Genomic DNA, 15,525 nt, shown 5'->3' with positions numbered 1-15,525 from the left:
GGCCTTTGGAGTGATCCGGGGGGAAATTCCGGGACTTTTCCCCTGAAAATGGCTAAAACCCTACACCCTACACCCCACACCCTACCCCCACCGAAAAACTTTTTCAGCATACCCTAGTTAGAAATAGTCCCCCAGAAGCAAACCATGGAAATAGGTGTTCCCAAAGAGATTAAAGATCAAGAGTTTCGCGTCGGTTTAAGTCCCAGTAGTGTGCGTGTACTCAATGATCGCGGTCATAGGGTATTCGTGGAAACGGCCGCCGGATTGGGTGCTGGATTCAGCGATGAGGATTACCAAAAAGCCGGGGCCAAAATTGTGGAAAAAGCGGCACAAGTTTGGGATAAACCGCTAATTATCAAGGTAAAAGAGCCGCTTAAGGCAGAATACGGCTTTTTAAACAAGGAAGCTCTCCTATTCACCTATTTACACCTAGCGGCCGAGCGCTATTTAACGGAAGCATTAATCGAGTCGGGAACAACTGCGATCGCTTATGAAACGGTCGAGCTTGCTGATGGTCGCTTGCCTCTCTTGACTCCCATGAGTGTTATTGCCGGTCGTCTTTCGGTACAATTTGGGGCCCGCTATCTGGAAAAACAACAGGGAGGTAGGGGAGTTTTACTGGGGGGTTTCCCCGGGGTGAGTCCTGGACAAGTGGTTATCCTTGGCGGGGGTGTGGTGGGTACGGAAGCGGCCAGAATTGCCATCGGTATGGGGGCAAAAGTAACTATTTTAGATATTAACGTCGATCGCTTGGCCTATTTAGAGACTTTATTCGGTTCCAGGGTAGAATTGCTTTATAGTAGCCCGGCACAATTAGAAAATGTGGTTCCTAGGGCTGATTTATTGATTGGGGCAGTGCTAGTCTTAGGAAAACGAGCGCCGACGCTGGTTTCTCGCTCTTTAGTCGCCAAAATGAACCCTGGTTCTGTAATTGTCGATGTGGCAGTAGACCAAGGGGGCTGCGTGGAAACTCTGCGGGCCACTTCCCACAGTCAACCGACTTACTTGGAGTCGGGAGTAGTACATTATGGTGTCCCTAATATGCCAGGAGCAGTACCCTGGACGGCAACTCAAGCTTTAAATAATAGTACCCTACCCTACGTTATTAAATTAGCCGACCATGGAGTAAAAGCCTTGGATCAAGATGTTTCCCTCGCTAAGGGGTTAAATGTCGCCAATCATCGGTTAATTCATCCAGCAGTGCGCGAAGTTTTTCCCGATTTGATTTGAATGTCAAAAAGGTGCGACTGAATTATTTTGGGCTGCTAGGAAAATCAGTCGTATCTATCTTAACAATTAAAACAGGATTAAGATGGTTAATTCACTTGTACTTTAGCTATCTTGTTGGTTATAATCAGGGAATATCATCCCTAGGAAAATATTAAGGTAAAATGGTCAAATTTATCGATTTATTTGCCGGCATTGGAGGCTTTAGAATAGCTTTTGAAAATCTGGGTTGTCAGTGTGTTTTTTCATCGGAGTGGAATAAATTTTCTCGAAAAACCTACGAAGCCAATTTTAACGATAGTCCCGAAGGAGATATTACTTTAATTCCCGCTTTAACAATACCAGATCATGATATATTGACGGCTGGGTTTCCCTGTCAGCCTTTTAGCATAGCTGGAGTAACTAAACACAATGCGTTAGGTACTCGCCATGGATTTGATCATCCCACTCAAGGAACACTTTTTTTCGAGGTTGTCAGAATTATTCGAGAAAAAAGACCGAAAGCATTTATTTTGGAAAATGTCAAAAATTTACAGAGTCATGACAAGGGTAAAACATTTGAAGTGATTAGAAATGCCCTATCAGATGATTTAAATTATCATATTTATTATCAGGTCATAGATGCTCGTTCTCTTGTTCCCCAGAACAGAAAAAGAATTTTTATAGTGGGGTTTGAGAAACCTAGCCGATTTATGTTTCCAGAAATACCAGATATTCATCCTAAAATTAAAGATATTCTTGAAGGGGAAGTTGATAGTAAATATACTTTAACAGATCATCTCTGGGATTACTTACAGAAGTATGCTGATAAACATAAAGAAAAAGGGAATGGTTTCGGTTATGGATTGGTTAATTTAGAGGGAATTGCCAGAACTTTGAGTGCTAGATATTATAAAGATGGTTCCGAAATTTTGATCCCTCAACAGGGAAAAAATCCCCGTCGTCTAACACCAAGAGAATGTGCAAGATTGATGGGATTTCCTGAAAAATTTATTATTCCTGTATCTGATAATCAAGCTTATAAACAGTTTGGTAATGCGGTTGTACCTCCTGTAGTAGAGGCAATAGGAAGGGAGATATTGCTAAGTCTGAATAATCCTATTTTAGATCAGAAAAATTTGCTTGATTCATCTCGCAAAAATGCAATTATCAAACAATTAGAACTTGCCCTAGTTTTTTAGTCCTAAAGATTTATGAGTGATATCTATAGCTTTAATGTTCAGGAAAATGAATTAATCGAGACAATTAAGAATGCTTATTATATGCAACCGGTGATCTCGAAAATAGACGCTATTTTAGCAATTCAAGATGTAGAGATATATCAAAATGCTTTCAATTATCTCTATGAAGTTATTCAAGGCTCAAAAGATGAAGTAGAAAAAATTATTAAACAAAGAAAGCTTCGGGGATTGATTAAAGATGAAAAACAAACTGCCAAAGCTGTGGTAGGAAACATATTTCCCTATGCGGTTATCTATATTTTTCTCAAAAATAAGGAGATCAAGAATATTGATCAACATATTTATATAACTAATAAAAAATCTGCTGTTCGAGGATTTGAAAATATATCCACTATTAAATTGGGTGATGGAGAACAACAAAAACCAGATTGTGATTTGATCATTTATTCTTACCATACTTCTGCAAATATAAGTGATGGTAATAATCAAGAAATACCCTATCCTAAATGTATAATTTTATCGTTAAAAACTTCTTTGCGAGAAAGAGCATCGCAAACCTATAAATGGAAACTTTTGTTAGAAATAGCTAATGAGCATGGTTCTAAAATTAAGGAAAAATACGGCATTAACTATAATGTTCCAGAAATTCCTCTTATCTGTTTTGTTACAGTTAATTTTTACAACGAAATTAACAATCCTCAACAACGAGGAATGTTAAAATTTTTTGATAAAGCATTTTTGGCCAAAAAATTAGATAATGAAAAAGAGACAGATTTAAATAGACAAAAATCCCAAGATTTTATTAGTCCCTTATCAGAATTAGTAGATTTTGTTAGAGACTTTTTTAAACTGTAAAGTCAGGAAAAATTACACGTTATTTTAGGAGTTATAAACGAGCAGCAAGAGGATTTTACTAGACTTGATTTTTCGGAAAATATCAAAACAGAAACCGAGGCAATCAGAAAAGTTAGAATCGGACAAAACTTTTTTAGAAAGACAATTTTAGCCCTATATAACTATCGTTGCTGTATTACAGGAAATCCCATTCCTCTGTTACTAACAGCTAGTCATATATTACCCTGGAGTCAATTTCCCGAACAGCGTTTAAACCCTCATAATGGCCTGTGCCTAGCTCGTACTCATGATACTGCTTTCGATCGAGGTTTAATTAGTTTCGATGAGGATTTAAGATTAATTATTGGCCATGAGATCGAAAAAAAGGCTCGGGATCAAGGTAGCGAGACGTTAGAACTAAATTTTATCAACTATCGCGGTAAAACTTTAAATGTTCCCGATCGCTTCTCACCGGATTTGGATTTTTTAAACTATCATCGCTATCATATATTTCAGGGCTAAAAATAGGATAAGATAAGTTAAATTCTCAATTGCACTACTTTGTTTATAATTGAGTTTGTCTAAAACACTTTTGCAATTTCAGCTTGTGTATAAAGTTTTATCTAAGGATTCAACATTTCTGACCTATGCGGTTATCTATATTTTTCTCAAAAATAAGGAGATCAAGAATATTGATCAACATATTTATATAACTAATAAAAAATCTGCTATTCGAGGATTTGAAAATATATCTGGACTTCCCCCATACATAAATACTAAAAAATCAACAAAACCCTTACTGCAGGTCGCTTCTCAGAAAAAATTGAAAAGAGGCTACTGAGTACATTGTTCGCTTAAAAATGGCTGTACCGTTGACTATATCTGGAGTAGAGCGATTCCGTAGAGTTGGCTGTATAGTGATCGCTAACCTGATGGTAACAGATAGTGTCATTAATCTCTAGAGTAAGCGATTCCCTCTGTAGCCATGTTTTTGCTGGTTTTCTGCCCTGAAACAAGGTATAACGGTCCAAAGGTCAAATTTGAAAGTTTTTGCCTCAAACCCTATCCGCGTAAAGACTTCAGGATTTTGTGTCCAGTAGTCCATTAGTATTGTGTTGATTTAACTCAGGCTCTGTAAGACTTTTAGCCATAGTTAGTATGTTTATACGGGGGAAGTCGAGGAATATTAAAGATATCTTGTCTTGAGGTTAAATGGCACAAAGAAGACGATCCCCTGAACCCACGCTAAAGATTTACACCTCATCTCGACCTACTCCAGATAACTCACTATGTCAAGTGTTAGATATTCCTTTAGAATGTAAAATGTAAAGACTGTAGATAGATAAGGTTAATTCATGTTTTGGGCCGACAAAATTGCTGCGGATGCACAAGGAAACCAAGTTGTCAACGATTCAAAAACCCCATCTGGAAGAGTTCATGTTGGATCGTTGAGAGGGGTTGTGATCCATGATGTGATTTATCGAGCCTTGAAACATTCTGGTAAATCATCGAAATTCCTCTATGGTGTTGATGATTATGATGCACTTGATACTGTTCCCCATTATCTCGATCGAGAGAAGTTTGCACCTTACTTAGGGTTTCCCCTTTGCAATGTCCCTTCACCGGACAATAGTGCCAGCGATTATGCAAAGTACTTCATGGGGGAGTTTCTAGAGGTTTTCGAGCATTTGGGGGTTAGACCAGAGGTTTACTATTTGCGTGATCTATACCGCTCAGGTCGATTAAATTCCTACATTGATACCTTCCTCAAAAACGCTCATTTGGTCAGAGAAGCCTATCTAGAGGTGAGCAAAGCGCGTCGGCCAGATAACTGGTATCCCTTTCAGATCGCTTGTGAAAATTGCGGCAAGATTGCAACAACGGTGGTGTCAGATTACAACGGGTCAGAAGTTTTCTACACTTGCAAACCTGATGCAACGGATTGGGTTCAAGGTTGTGGTCATTCAGGCTGGGTTTCTCCTTTTGATGGCAATGGTAAATTACCTTGGAAAGTTGAGTGGGTGGCAAAGTGGGATTTATTGGGAATCACCATTGAGCTTGCGGGTAAAGATCACTCCCAGAAAGGAGGATCTAGAGATGTTGCGAATGCAATTTGTCGAAAAGTGCTACGAAAACAGCCACCTTTCCATTCACCCTACGAATTCATTTTGGTCAATGGCACGAAGATGAGTTCATCAAAGGGGGTTGGTTCAAGCGCCAAAGAAATCGCTGAGTTACTTCCTCCTGAGCTACTTCGATTTTTAATGCTACGAACTCAGCCTAAGACGGTTATTAACTTTGCGCCCAATTATGAAACGACAACCAGGCTATTTAGAGACTACGATTCTCTAGCTGATAAGTATCAAGCTTTATCAGCAGATGCCCAGCAAGAATCTGCTTTGCCTGAAGAGTTAATGCCATTGTTTTACTCTCAACTTGATGGAGCAATTAAGCCTTACCATCCTGTTGATCTCAGCACGCTGATTTCTTTACTGCAAGTGCCTCACCTCGATATTCGTCAAGAGATTGAAAAACGTAGTACTCAGCCTTTAAGCGAATATGATTGGCAAATTGCCAATCAAAGGATTTCAGTTGCCCAAAAATGGTTGGCGGACTATGCTGACGAAGAAGAGAAATTGGTTCTTTATCTTGACAGGGTTCCTGAGAAAGTTAGGGACTTGACTCAGGAGCAGGTTGCTTATCTCAGACAGCTAACTCATAGCTTGACAGATGTTAAGGTTTGGGAAGCTGACGAATTGCAAACAACTTTATTTGCAACAGCAAAAGAGTTAGAAATGCAGCAACCCCTTGCATTTAAAGCTGTTTATTTATCGTTCTTAGGTAAAGAGCGTGGGCCAAAAGCTGGAGCTTTGCTGTCATATTTAGAGCGTGATTTTGTGATTGATAGAATAAAAAATGTAGTAGGTTTTCTTGAAAAAATGCCAACGATTTCGAGGTAATTATTGATGTTCAACAACTTTAGAGAGTACTTACACCAGTTTGCATTATCAGTTGATATTGTAGATCGAGATATTCTTGTAAGTATTCGTTAAATCCTCTGGCAATACTTACACAAATCTCTTAGTTTACAGTTTGCGGAGGAATTACATCCAACACAAGTGAACAACAAACCAGGAGAGATCAAATAGGCTATTCCAACGAATTACAGATATTATCGGAATAGCCATCTGATTGTTAACGGTGATTATAATCCTAGAGAAGATTCTTTTTTTCCTATCACTGCATAGAAGGGATCAGCAACCATAATTCCTAACATTTGCAGGAAACTGGGGGTAGTAGCAGGACGAACGATCGCCTGTACTTCCCTAAATCCCGCCACCGATTTAAAATAGGATTTCACTAACGCTACCCGGCCTAAATCGCTATTATCGCGCCAAGCAGCGATCGCTTTTTGATAAAACATTCGATTGGAAAAACTGACCACCACCAGACCATTAGGCTTTAAAATGCGATACAGTTCCGCAAAAATCGCCTCTGGATACTGCAAATACTGCACCGACACCGTGATTAACACCGCATCAAAAGAACTATCCCCTAGGGGCAATTTTGGCTGTGCATTGAGGTCTTGGACAAAATAACTATGCAAGCGGGGATTTTTGGCTAACTCCTCCCCATTCATCCCGTGACCTTCGATATGCTCAAATTCCATCTCCTCCGGTAAATGGGACACCCAGCTGCTCATCAGGTCTAAAATGCGCGTATTCGGCGATAATATCTCTCGATAGAGAGCGGTTAATCGATCGATAAAACCCTCATCCACGTGGGTGACAAAGCGGGGAAAAGCATAAAAATCGCTGTCTTTGGTCGGATCGAGTTTAGTTCTTTCTTCGGGTCGGAGCATTTTTGTCAAGTTAATTTTACTATTCTTAACATACCCCACAGACAGAAAAAAGGGTTAACCGAACTGGTCAACCCCTAGGCTTGGGAACGCGCTGTAAATCTTAGCTTTGAACGACTAGCTTAACGTTAGCGTTTTGCAGACCGCGCTGTTTCACTTCGGATAGGGTTTTGTTCACAGCGTATTTTTGGTTGATCGAGTTGATCAATTCGGTTTGATTGTGTTTTTTGGCCACACCCCAGAGGTCAGCGATTAAATCAAAACTGCCGTCGGTATTGCGGGACCAACCGAGATCATATTCGCCATCGAGAACAGCAACGATGTCAGAGCGAACCCGTTGACCGTTGTAACCACGAACATCGGCTTCGGTTTTCACGCTAATGCCGAGGTCGCGGAGAGAAGCTTTGAGGATTTCGGCATCGGTGATTTTGGTCCGGAGAGTGCTGAAATGAGACATTGGAATTTCCTCTTTGTAGATTAAGAATTAACAACAACAGATTGAGAGTTAAAGAGTGCCGCCAAGCGGCTTTTCGAGGCATTGCTAGTCCCTGAGAACTAGCCTTTCATCCCGTTGGGAGCGGGCGAAAGTCTGTTAGAACTCCAATCGCTGGTACTCAGCGACGGAGGCCGAAGCAGGTCGGGCGCGTTGTCTGGCCCAATCACGCAGGGCAGTTACCTGTTCGGTCATGGTGCGAGATAGGGGCAGAGTCGCCTTAATCGCCGCAATAATGTCTAATTGCGTGAATTCGCGATCTTGGGCGAAGGCCTCATACATGGCGGCAATGAGCGCCTGTTCTATTTCCGCACCGGAAAACCCATCGGATACCTTGGCTAACTGCTCCAAATCGAAGCGAGAAATGTCGGAGCGTCGTTTAGTCAGGTGAATATTAAAGATATCTTGTCTTTCTTCGGAATTGGGCAAATCGACAAAGAAGATTTCATCGAAGCGCCCCTTGCGGAGAAATTCCCCGGGTAGCCGTTCAATCCGGTTAGCTGTGGCCATAACGAAGACGGGCGAGGTTTTTTCCTGCATCCAAGTCAGGAAGGAGCCGAAGATGCGGCTAGAGGTTCCCCCATCGGAATCGGCGGATCCTGTACCACCGGCAAAAGCTTTATCTAATTCATCGATGAAAAGAATGGCCGGAGAGATGGATTCGGCAGTTTTTAAGGCATTACGCAGGTTGGCCTCGGACCGTCCCACCATGGAACCATCGTAAACCCGTCCCATATCTAAGCGCAGGAGCGGTAAACTCCAGAGGCGCGAGGTGGTCTTGGCAATTAAGGACTTACCACAGCCCGGTACTCCTAAAATTAGCATTCCTTTCGGTTGGGGGAGTCCGTAACCTCTGGCTCTTTCTGTAAAGGCGTTCGAGCGCTGTTTTAACCATCTTTTTAATTCTTCCAGACCGCCGACGGCATTGATGGTCTCGTCCTCTTCAATGTATTCTAAAATTCCGTTGCGGCGAATCAGTTGTTTTTTCTCGGAAAGGACGATTTCTACCTCGTCTTCCGTTAATTTGTTGGCTTTTACATAGGCCTTGCGGTAAACTTTTTCGGCTTCATCTTTGGTTAAACCCAAGGCCGCTTTCAGCAGTTTTTCCCGCACCTCTGTGGTGGTACGACGATTTTGATTTTTGCCTAGATGTTGAGAGAGAACCGTATCCAACTCTCCCATGTCCGGCAGAGGAAAATCTAGAACTACCACGTCTTTCTCTAGTTCTATAGGGACTTCTTGCAGGGGAGACATTAAAATAATGATTTTTTCGGTTCCTTTAAAGCTGGCGATCGCATCTCTTAACCAGCGAGTCACCGGAGCAGAAGTGATGAACGGATGCAGGTCTTTAAAGATGTAGATACCCCCTTCCCGTTGACGCACTACCCATTCGATCGCCGCTTCTGGCGACACGGTATTATGTTGACTGGTTTGGCGCGGTTGACCCAGTTCGATCATGCCGTGGGTGACAGTCCAGACAAACACCCGTCGATGTTGTGTATTTAGTTGGGCTATTTTGCTGATGGCTTCTTCCGCCCTTTCCTCCTCGGAGGTGACGAGGTAAATCAGGGGATACTGAGCCTTGACGAGAATTCCTAGCTCTTCTTTCATAACATCGACCCTATTTGTGGTAACGGTTTTGACCTTGGGCGGCTGATGGCTGTAGATGCCTTGTTCGGCTACTGAGAGTTTAGCAGGGAACTAAGGCTGCTTCTCCTTCTGTGGTTCCTTGAACGCCAACGGGTTCGGGAACTTCGAGCGGGAACTCGTCGCCCACTATTGCGGGCTGGCGTTTGATCGACCTTAGCCGATCTTCTTTCATCACTAACGCGGCATCACACTCGGGACAGACATGAACCTGATAGGTTTTGCCGTAGGCGGCGGCTTCGATTTCTTCTACCTTTTCGGGGTATTTTAGGTAGAAAGCGATCGCTTTTTCCACCAGCCCTGACATCGATTCTTCATCGATCGCGGCTTTGATTTTCAGTTGACGATGGACTCCAGGGGGAAGGTACAGTGTGACTTTTTGCTTGTCTTGCATATCACTAAATTGGTTTACCCGGGTATGTGTCTCTACTATAACCACTGTCTTTCTCTCCTGTCAAGATGGTAAGCTGTTATAACGGCATAATTGTAACATTTCTTTACAATTGTTGGGGAAGTGGGGTGTGGGGTGTGGGGTGTAGGGTGTGGGGTGTAGGGTGTGGGGTGTAGGGTGTGGGGTGTAGGGTGTGGGGAGAATAAAGCTGCCTTTTGCCTTTTGCCTTTTGCCTTTTGCCTTTTGCCTTTTGCCTTTTGCCTTTTGCCTTTTGCCTTTTGCCTCCTGTCTCCTGTCTCCTGTCTTTTGCCTCCTGAATTCAGCCAACCCTAATTACTATTGATGCGACTTAAAAAGGCTTGTAAGCGCTCGCTGTGGGGATTATTAAAAAAGGTGTCGGGATCGCCTGCTTCTTCGATGACACCTTGATTAAAGAACAAAACCTTGTTAGAGACTTCCTTAGCGAACTGCATTTCGTGGGTGACGACTACCATAGTCATACCGTCATCGGCCAATTGACGCATGACGTTTAACACTTCCCCGACTAATTCCGGATCTAGGGCCGAAGTGGGTTCATCAAATAAAATCACCTCTGGTTTCATGCAGAGACTGCGAGCGATCGCCACCCGTTGTTTTTGGCCTCCCGATAATTGGTCGGGATAAACATCGGCTTTTGGTGCTAATCCCACCTTTTCCAGATAATGAATTGCCGTATCCTTAGCCTCATTTTCCGAGTGGTGTAACACTTGCTTGGGGGCCAACATCAAGTTTTGTAAAACGGTGAGATGGGGAAAAAGATTAAAGTGTTGAAACACCATACTTACCCGGCTGCGTAAGTTGCGGAGGACCGATTGATTTAACTTCGGGGAAGAGATGTCAATCCCCATCACCTCCAAGCGGCCGCCGTTAATTGTTTCCAAACGATTGAGACAGCGTAAAAAGGTACTTTTGCCGCAGCCAGAGGGACCGATTACCGATACCACATCCCCTTGATAAAGAGTGCCTGTAACTCCTTTAAGTACCTCTAAAGAGCCGTAACTTTTGCGTAAACCTTCACTAACAATCACAGGGGTGGTAGTGGTCATGATGTCCTCTCGTAAAAAATTTTAGATTCTGTATAAAAGTATCCAGATTAGTTTCTGCTAAATTGTATCCTTGACGACATTTTATCAAGAGGAATAATCATAATACTCAAATAGTCTCTCTACATCTGTCTTAGGTGAGGAGTAGGACAAAATCCTTAACTTAATTGAGTAAAAAAATCAAGGAGAAACAATTAAAAAATGATTAAATTTTGGCGAGGGCGGGCGGTGCAGAGAGTCATCTTTGCCTTGTTAGGATTAGTTTTGGCGATCGGATTAACTGTTATTCCCGCTTTTTCTCAGACTCCTCCTAATCCTTTTCGAGTCGCCACAGAAGCGACTTTTCCACCCTTTGAATTTCAACAAGGGGGACAATTAACCGGGTTTGATATCGATTTAATGCGGGCAATTGGCAAGGAAGCCGATCTCAACATTGACTTTAGAAATTTACCCTTTGATGGCATTATTCCGGCTCTACAAGCGAGAACAGTGGAAGCCGCTATTAGTGGCATGACCATCACCGCCGAACGCGCTCAAGCGATTTCTTTTTCTCGACCTTATTTTAGGGCTGGTTTAGCGATCGCTGTTCGGGAAGATAATAAGACGATTAAAAATTTTGAAGACTTAAAAGGCAAAAGAATTGCCGTCCAAATTGGCACAACAGGAGCCTTAGAAGCGGCGAAAATACCGGGGGCAACAGTTAGTCAATTTGACTCGGCGGCTTTAGCTTTGCAGGAATTAATTAATGGTCGAGTTGAGGCGGTAGTTAACGATAAACCCGTGACTTTGTATGCAATTAAACAAGCGGGTTTAAGGGGAGTAAAGGTGGTCGGAGAATTATTAACGGAGGAATTCTACGGCATTGCTTTACCCAAAAATTCCCCCTATCTCCAGTTAATTAATGATGCTCTCGGTCGAGTTATAGAAAGTGGTCAGTACGATGTTATTTTTAGGCAATGGTTTGGAGAAAAACCGCCAGAATTACCCTTAGTTGCCCCAGCTTTAAAGAATTTACAGGAATCGAGGTTTAACTGGGGAGAATTATTCTATAACCTGATTGTGAAAGGGGTTCCCTGGACAATTCTGTTAACAGTTCTGTCTTTTCTGTTCGGGTTAATCGGCGGAACTTTAGTGGCTATTGCCCTGATTTCTCCCTACAAATGGTTAAAAATAATTTGCCGCATCTATGTGGATTTCTTTCGGGGAACACCGATGCTGGTGCAATTATTCTTGATCTATTTTGGTTTGCCTGGGTTGTTCCGAGAAATTGGCTTAAATATCGACTTAGATCGTTTACCGGCGGCCCTATTTGCCCTAAGTTTAAATGTAGCGGCCTATTTAGCTGAAATTATGCGCGGCGGTATTCAATCGATCGATAATGGTCAATGGGAAGCTTGTTCTAGTTTAGGGATGTCCCCAGTGCAAACCATGCACGAGGTGATTTTTCCCCAAGCTTTTCGCCGGATGTTGCCGCCCTTGGGGAATGAATTTATCACCCTAATTAAAGATACCAGTTTAGCGGCAGTAATCGGTTTTGAAGAATTATTCCGGCAAGGTCAATTAATGGTGGCCACTACCTATAAAGCTTTCGAGATTTATATCGCTGTTGCTGTAGTTTATTTGGTTTTAACTACCCTTTCCTCTGTGGTATTTAAGCGCTTAGAGATTTATATGGATCCCCTACATAAATCTAAACAGGAACAGAAAGCTTAGACGCAACAGATGGGAACTGATAAGTAATAGGGCAAAATTAATTTCTTGGTTAGGATAGGCAAGAGGCAAGAGGTAGTTAGATAGGGTTTGCTGAATAAATGTGAAATATAGACGAGGTAAGTTGATAATTTTTAACGCCTACCTACTTAACATTGCACTGGAGAAAGGAGAAGGGAACTTTTTTGACTTATCTCCGTGGCATATTTGCCCCTTTAATCGTGTCGCGGATGACGATTTTTTGTTCTTTGGAATAACCGGCAAAAGAACGAGTAGCAAGTAACTCGATTTCTACCCCCGTACCCGATCGCAAGGATTCCACAGGTAAGGGTAATTGACCGATATCCAGAATAAATTGATTGCCCTCCTGTCGGATTAAATTAGCAGGCATATCTCCTTCATAGCGAGTGACAAAATCAGTTCTGGGACTGGTTTGCAGGTCGTCTGCTTGCCAACGAGTGACGCGATAACGCAGTTTAAATTTAGTGCCAATTAAATTCGATTGGGAAGCTTTATCTTCGAGAAAAAGCCTTAAATCAGTACCATTTCCTGTAATACCTTTTGCTTCTAATTGGGTGACATCTCGTTCAAAAACAGCATTATAAACGACAAATTCCGTAACATTATTGCGTTTTTGAGTGGTTCCCTCGATCCACAATTCACTGGGGACAGTTACCTTCATTTCCTTTTGAGCATCAAGGGTTAAAGTAAAACGCTGATTAGCAAACCGGTTAAACTCTTGGGGGGCATTCCAAATTAAAATAAAAGAACGTTCCGATCGATCTAATAAAATCCGATATTGATCATCGATCAGGGAACCGGGAGAAAATAAAGACATTGCCCCAGTACGAGTTTCCCAACTATTTTTAGATAGAATATAACCCCGTTCTTTTAACTCCGAAAGGGGAACAGTTGCGCTCGGTTGATCGGCAGTTAAAGGGCGATCAATTTGAATTAAAGTTAACTGTCCTAAACGTCCCTCGCGACCGTTACGACCACTATTACCCGTCGCCCCATCCAGACCATCCTGACAGCTAAATTCTCTGGTGGTACAGCTATAATTGGCATCACCCGGCCTACCGCTGCAGGTTTGAATTGTCCAGAAAGGTTGGGAACAGCGACAACCCTTGCCTCCTTGGCCTCCCTGACCCCCAAAACCCCCGGCACCTCCGGCCGCATTGACCGTTACTTGTCTTAAAAAATCTAAATTAGTGGCATAGAGGGTTAAAGCGCCGCCATTGCCCCCATCACCACCATTACCCCCATTGCCACCGTTGCCACCACCGGCCGCCTGGAGATTTCGTGTGACGTTGCTAGGTTGACCGCTACAGTTGCCATCGCTGCCGTTGCCGCCATTTTCACCATCGATTCCTTTTTGTCCTGAAATATCGAGTTTTAGGGGAGAACCATCGAGAAAAAGGGTTAAACTGTCACTATTTTTGCCTTGGCTGCCGATCTTGCCAGCTTTTCCGCTTTGGCCCTGTTTACCGAAAGTCTGTACATCGGAACCTTGGGCTAACCAAGAACAGCGATCGCCAGTCACCGTGGTGGGCATTAGGTAAGGTAAAGGAAGAAAAAAGGTGAATATTAATGATTTAGCCCAAAAATTCATGATTTTAGCGAATTTATCCGCAAAGACTCCGATCAATTCCCTCTTGATGACTTTTGGATCTAGATTTTTGTTTCCCCTCTATCAATAAGGTGCGCTATCATCCTACACTTACTTTGAGAAGGAAACAGCCAATCGCGAGGGTTACGCGCGTGAAAAAAGTATTAGCTATTATTTTGGGTGGCGGGGCCGGAACTCGCCTTTATCCGTTAACGAAACTGCGGGCAAAACCTGCCGTCCCCCTAGCGGGAAAATATCGCTTAATCGATATTCCCGTCAGCAATTGTATTAACTCCCAGATTGACAAAATCTATGTGTTGACGCAATTTAATTCCGCTTCCCTCAATCGTCACCTCAATCGTACCTATAATTTTACGGGTTTTAGCGATGGTTTCGTGGAAGTTTTGGCGGCTCAACAAACCATGGAGAATCCTCAATGGTTCCAAGGCACGGCCGACGCAGTACGACAATATATCTGGACGATGAAGGATTGGGATATCGATGAATATCTAATTCTCTCCGGAGATCATCTCTATCGCATGGACTACGGTAAGTTCATCGAACGCCATCGGGAAACCAACGCCGATATCACTTTATCGGTGGTTCCCATCGATGAACGTCGGGCCTCCGCTTTTGGGGTGATGAAAATTAATGATTCGGGGCGAATTGTCGATTTTTATGAGAAACCCAAAGGGCCAGAATTGGAAAGAATGCGGGTAGATACGACGATTTTAGGCTTAAGTCCCGACCAAGCTCGTCAAAGTCCCTACATCGCTTCCATGGGAATTTATGTCTTTAAAAAGAATGTTTTAATCGATCTGCTCGATGCCAATAAAGAACAGACCGATTTCGGCAAGGAAATTATTCCCTCGGCGGCTAAAGACTACAATCTTCAGGCTTATTTATTTAAGGGTTACTGGGAAGATATCGGGACGATTGAGGCCTTTTATGAGTCTAATCTCGCCTTGACCCAACAACCAAATCCCGCCTTTAGTTTCTACGACGAAAAAGCCCCCATCTATACCCGTTCTCGCTATCTGCCACCCACAAAAATGCTCAATTGTACGGTGACAGAATCGATGATTTCTGAAGGTTGTATTCTCAAAGAATGTCGCATCCATCACTCGATTTTAGGTATTCGTAGTCGAGTCGGCAAAGACTGCACGATCGAGGATACAATGCTGATGGGAGCCGACTTTTATGAGTCTTTCCCCGAACGGGAAAGTCTGATCGGAAATGCCAAAATTCCCGTGGGTATTGGCCCTGGTTCCACTATTCGTCGGGCAATTGTGGACAAAAATGCTCGCATTGGTTCCAATGTTTTAATTGTTAACAAGGATCGTGTGGAAGAAGCTAATCGCGAAGATTTAGGTTTCTATGTTCGCAGCGGCATCGTGGTTATTTTCAAAAATGCCACTATTCCCGACGGCACGGTGATTTAATCTATCAGTTATCAGTTATCAGTTATCAGTTATCAGTTTTTCCATTTTTC

The 15,525-nt window shown here is 42.8% G+C and carries 14 protein-coding genes; 7 read left to right on the top strand and 7 right to left on the bottom strand.

Going from position 1 to position 15,525, the window contains the following annotated elements; translation table 11 throughout:
- Positions 1 to 144: 144 nt before the first annotated feature.
- From ald to lysS, 5 genes are all read left to right on the top strand, one after another.
- A complete protein-coding gene (ald, locus tag H6G40_RS01405; RefSeq protein WP_002732444.1) occupies positions 145 to 1,230 on the top strand; it encodes an alanine dehydrogenase in 1,086 nt (361 codons plus the stop codon).
- Positions 1,231 to 1,391: 161 nt separating this feature from the next.
- Positions 1,392 to 2,408 carry a DNA (cytosine-5-)-methyltransferase gene (gene dcm, locus H6G40_RS01400; RefSeq protein WP_069474002.1) on the top strand — a complete coding sequence of 339 codons (1,017 nt, stop codon included), beginning with the start codon at positions 1,392 to 1,394 and terminating at the stop codon, positions 2,406 to 2,408.
- Positions 2,409 to 2,420: 12 nt separating this feature from the next.
- The gene (locus H6G40_RS01395) at positions 2,421 to 3,263 is read left to right on the top strand and encodes a BsaWI family type II restriction enzyme (protein WP_069474001.1); all 843 of its coding nucleotides are present in this window, start codon (positions 2,421 to 2,423) and stop codon (positions 3,261 to 3,263) included.
- Positions 3,264 to 3,284: 21 nt separating this feature from the next.
- Positions 3,285 to 3,764: an HNH endonuclease gene (locus H6G40_RS22980; RefSeq protein ID WP_306766073.1), complete on the top strand. Its 480-nt coding sequence runs from the start codon at positions 3,285 to 3,287 to the stop codon at positions 3,762 to 3,764.
- An 833-nt stretch (positions 3,765 to 4,597) separates the two neighbouring features.
- A complete protein-coding gene (gene lysS / locus H6G40_RS01385; protein WP_069474000.1) occupies positions 4,598 to 6,202 on the top strand; it encodes a lysine--tRNA ligase in 1,605 nt (534 codons plus the stop codon).
- A 245-nt stretch (positions 6,203 to 6,447) separates the two neighbouring features.
- Here the strand turns inward: lysS and H6G40_RS01380 are convergent, their stop codons facing one another.
- The 6 genes from H6G40_RS01380 to H6G40_RS01355 form a co-directional block, all read right to left on the bottom strand.
- Positions 6,448 to 7,104 carry a class I SAM-dependent methyltransferase gene (locus H6G40_RS01380; protein WP_002756909.1) on the bottom strand — a complete coding sequence of 219 codons (657 nt, stop codon included), beginning with the start codon at positions 7,102 to 7,104 and terminating at the stop codon, positions 6,448 to 6,450.
- Positions 7,105 to 7,204: 100 nt separating this feature from the next.
- On the bottom strand, positions 7,205 to 7,558 hold the full coding sequence (locus H6G40_RS01375; protein ID WP_002731874.1) for a DUF1257 domain-containing protein: 354 nt from the start codon (positions 7,556 to 7,558) through the stop codon (positions 7,205 to 7,207).
- Between the two features lie 135 nt (positions 7,559 to 7,693).
- On the bottom strand, positions 7,694 to 9,205 hold the full coding sequence (ycf46, locus tag H6G40_RS01370) for a stress-responsive protein Ycf46 (protein WP_002731604.1): 1,512 nt from the start codon (positions 9,203 to 9,205) through the stop codon (positions 7,694 to 7,696).
- Positions 9,206 to 9,284: 79 nt separating this feature from the next.
- Positions 9,285 to 9,635 (bottom strand): slr0373 family blue light stress response protein, encoded by a 351-nt coding sequence (locus tag H6G40_RS01365; RefSeq protein ID WP_036395550.1) that lies wholly within the window; start codon positions 9,633 to 9,635, stop codon positions 9,285 to 9,287.
- 60 nt (positions 9,636 to 9,695) lie between these two features.
- Positions 9,696 to 9,959, bottom strand: coding sequence for a hypothetical protein (locus tag H6G40_RS01360; protein ID WP_190537151.1), 264 nt, complete (start codon positions 9,957 to 9,959; stop codon positions 9,696 to 9,698).
- Between the two features lie 2 nt (positions 9,960 to 9,961).
- Complete coding sequence (locus H6G40_RS01355; RefSeq protein WP_002741419.1) at positions 9,962 to 10,717, bottom strand: amino acid ABC transporter ATP-binding protein; 756 nt, start codon at positions 10,715 to 10,717, stop codon at positions 9,962 to 9,964.
- 198 nt (positions 10,718 to 10,915) lie between these two features.
- On the opposite strand from H6G40_RS01355, the gene H6G40_RS01350 reads away from it, so the two are divergent.
- Positions 10,916 to 12,427, top strand: coding sequence for an ABC transporter permease subunit (locus H6G40_RS01350; RefSeq protein ID WP_069473999.1), 1,512 nt, complete (start codon positions 10,916 to 10,918; stop codon positions 12,425 to 12,427).
- Positions 12,428 to 12,614: 187 nt separating this feature from the next.
- Here the strand turns inward: H6G40_RS01350 and H6G40_RS01345 are convergent, their stop codons facing one another.
- On the bottom strand, positions 12,615 to 13,979 hold the full coding sequence (locus H6G40_RS01345) for a hypothetical protein (protein ID WP_002733235.1): 1,365 nt from the start codon (positions 13,977 to 13,979) through the stop codon (positions 12,615 to 12,617).
- A 206-nt stretch (positions 13,980 to 14,185) separates the two neighbouring features.
- On the opposite strand from H6G40_RS01345, the gene H6G40_RS01340 reads away from it, so the two are divergent.
- The gene (locus H6G40_RS01340; protein WP_069473998.1) at positions 14,186 to 15,475 is read left to right on the top strand and encodes a glucose-1-phosphate adenylyltransferase; all 1,290 of its coding nucleotides are present in this window, start codon (positions 14,186 to 14,188) and stop codon (positions 15,473 to 15,475) included.
- Positions 15,476 to 15,525 lie beyond the last annotated feature (50 nt).

This window comes from Microcystis viridis FACHB-1342 (assembly GCF_014698335.1).
GTDB lineage: Bacteria > Cyanobacteriota > Cyanobacteriia > Cyanobacteriales > Microcystaceae > Microcystis > Microcystis ichthyoblabe_A.
This window is presented reverse-complemented; position numbering and strand designations above follow the sequence as displayed.

Coding starts and splice junctions, on each gene's coding strand:
- ald (WP_002732444.1), top strand. CDS start 145: ATGGAAATAGGTGTTCCCAAAGAGATTAAAGATCAAGAGTTTCGCGTC.
- dcm (WP_069474002.1), top strand. CDS start 1,392: ATGGTCAAATTTATCGATTTATTTGCCGGCATTGGAGGCTTTAGAATA.
- H6G40_RS01395 (WP_069474001.1), top strand. CDS start 2,421: ATGAGTGATATCTATAGCTTTAATGTTCAGGAAAATGAATTAATCGAG.
- lysS (WP_069474000.1), top strand. CDS start 4,598: ATGTTTTGGGCCGACAAAATTGCTGCGGATGCACAAGGAAACCAAGTT.
- H6G40_RS01380 (WP_002756909.1), bottom strand. CDS start 7,104: ATGCTCCGACCCGAAGAAAGAACTAAACTCGATCCGACCAAAGACAGC.
- H6G40_RS01375 (WP_002731874.1), bottom strand. CDS start 7,558: ATGTCTCATTTCAGCACTCTCCGGACCAAAATCACCGATGCCGAAATC.
- ycf46 (WP_002731604.1), bottom strand. CDS start 9,205: ATGAAAGAAGAGCTAGGAATTCTCGTCAAGGCTCAGTATCCCCTGATT.
- H6G40_RS01365 (WP_036395550.1), bottom strand. CDS start 9,635: ATGCAAGACAAGCAAAAAGTCACACTGTACCTTCCCCCTGGAGTCCAT.
- H6G40_RS01355 (WP_002741419.1), bottom strand. CDS start 10,717: ATGACCACTACCACCCCTGTGATTGTTAGTGAAGGTTTACGCAAAAGT.
- H6G40_RS01350 (WP_069473999.1), top strand. CDS start 10,916: ATGATTAAATTTTGGCGAGGGCGGGCGGTGCAGAGAGTCATCTTTGCC.
- H6G40_RS01345 (WP_002733235.1), bottom strand. CDS start 13,979: ATGCCCACCACGGTGACTGGCGATCGCTGTTCTTGGTTAGCCCAAGGT.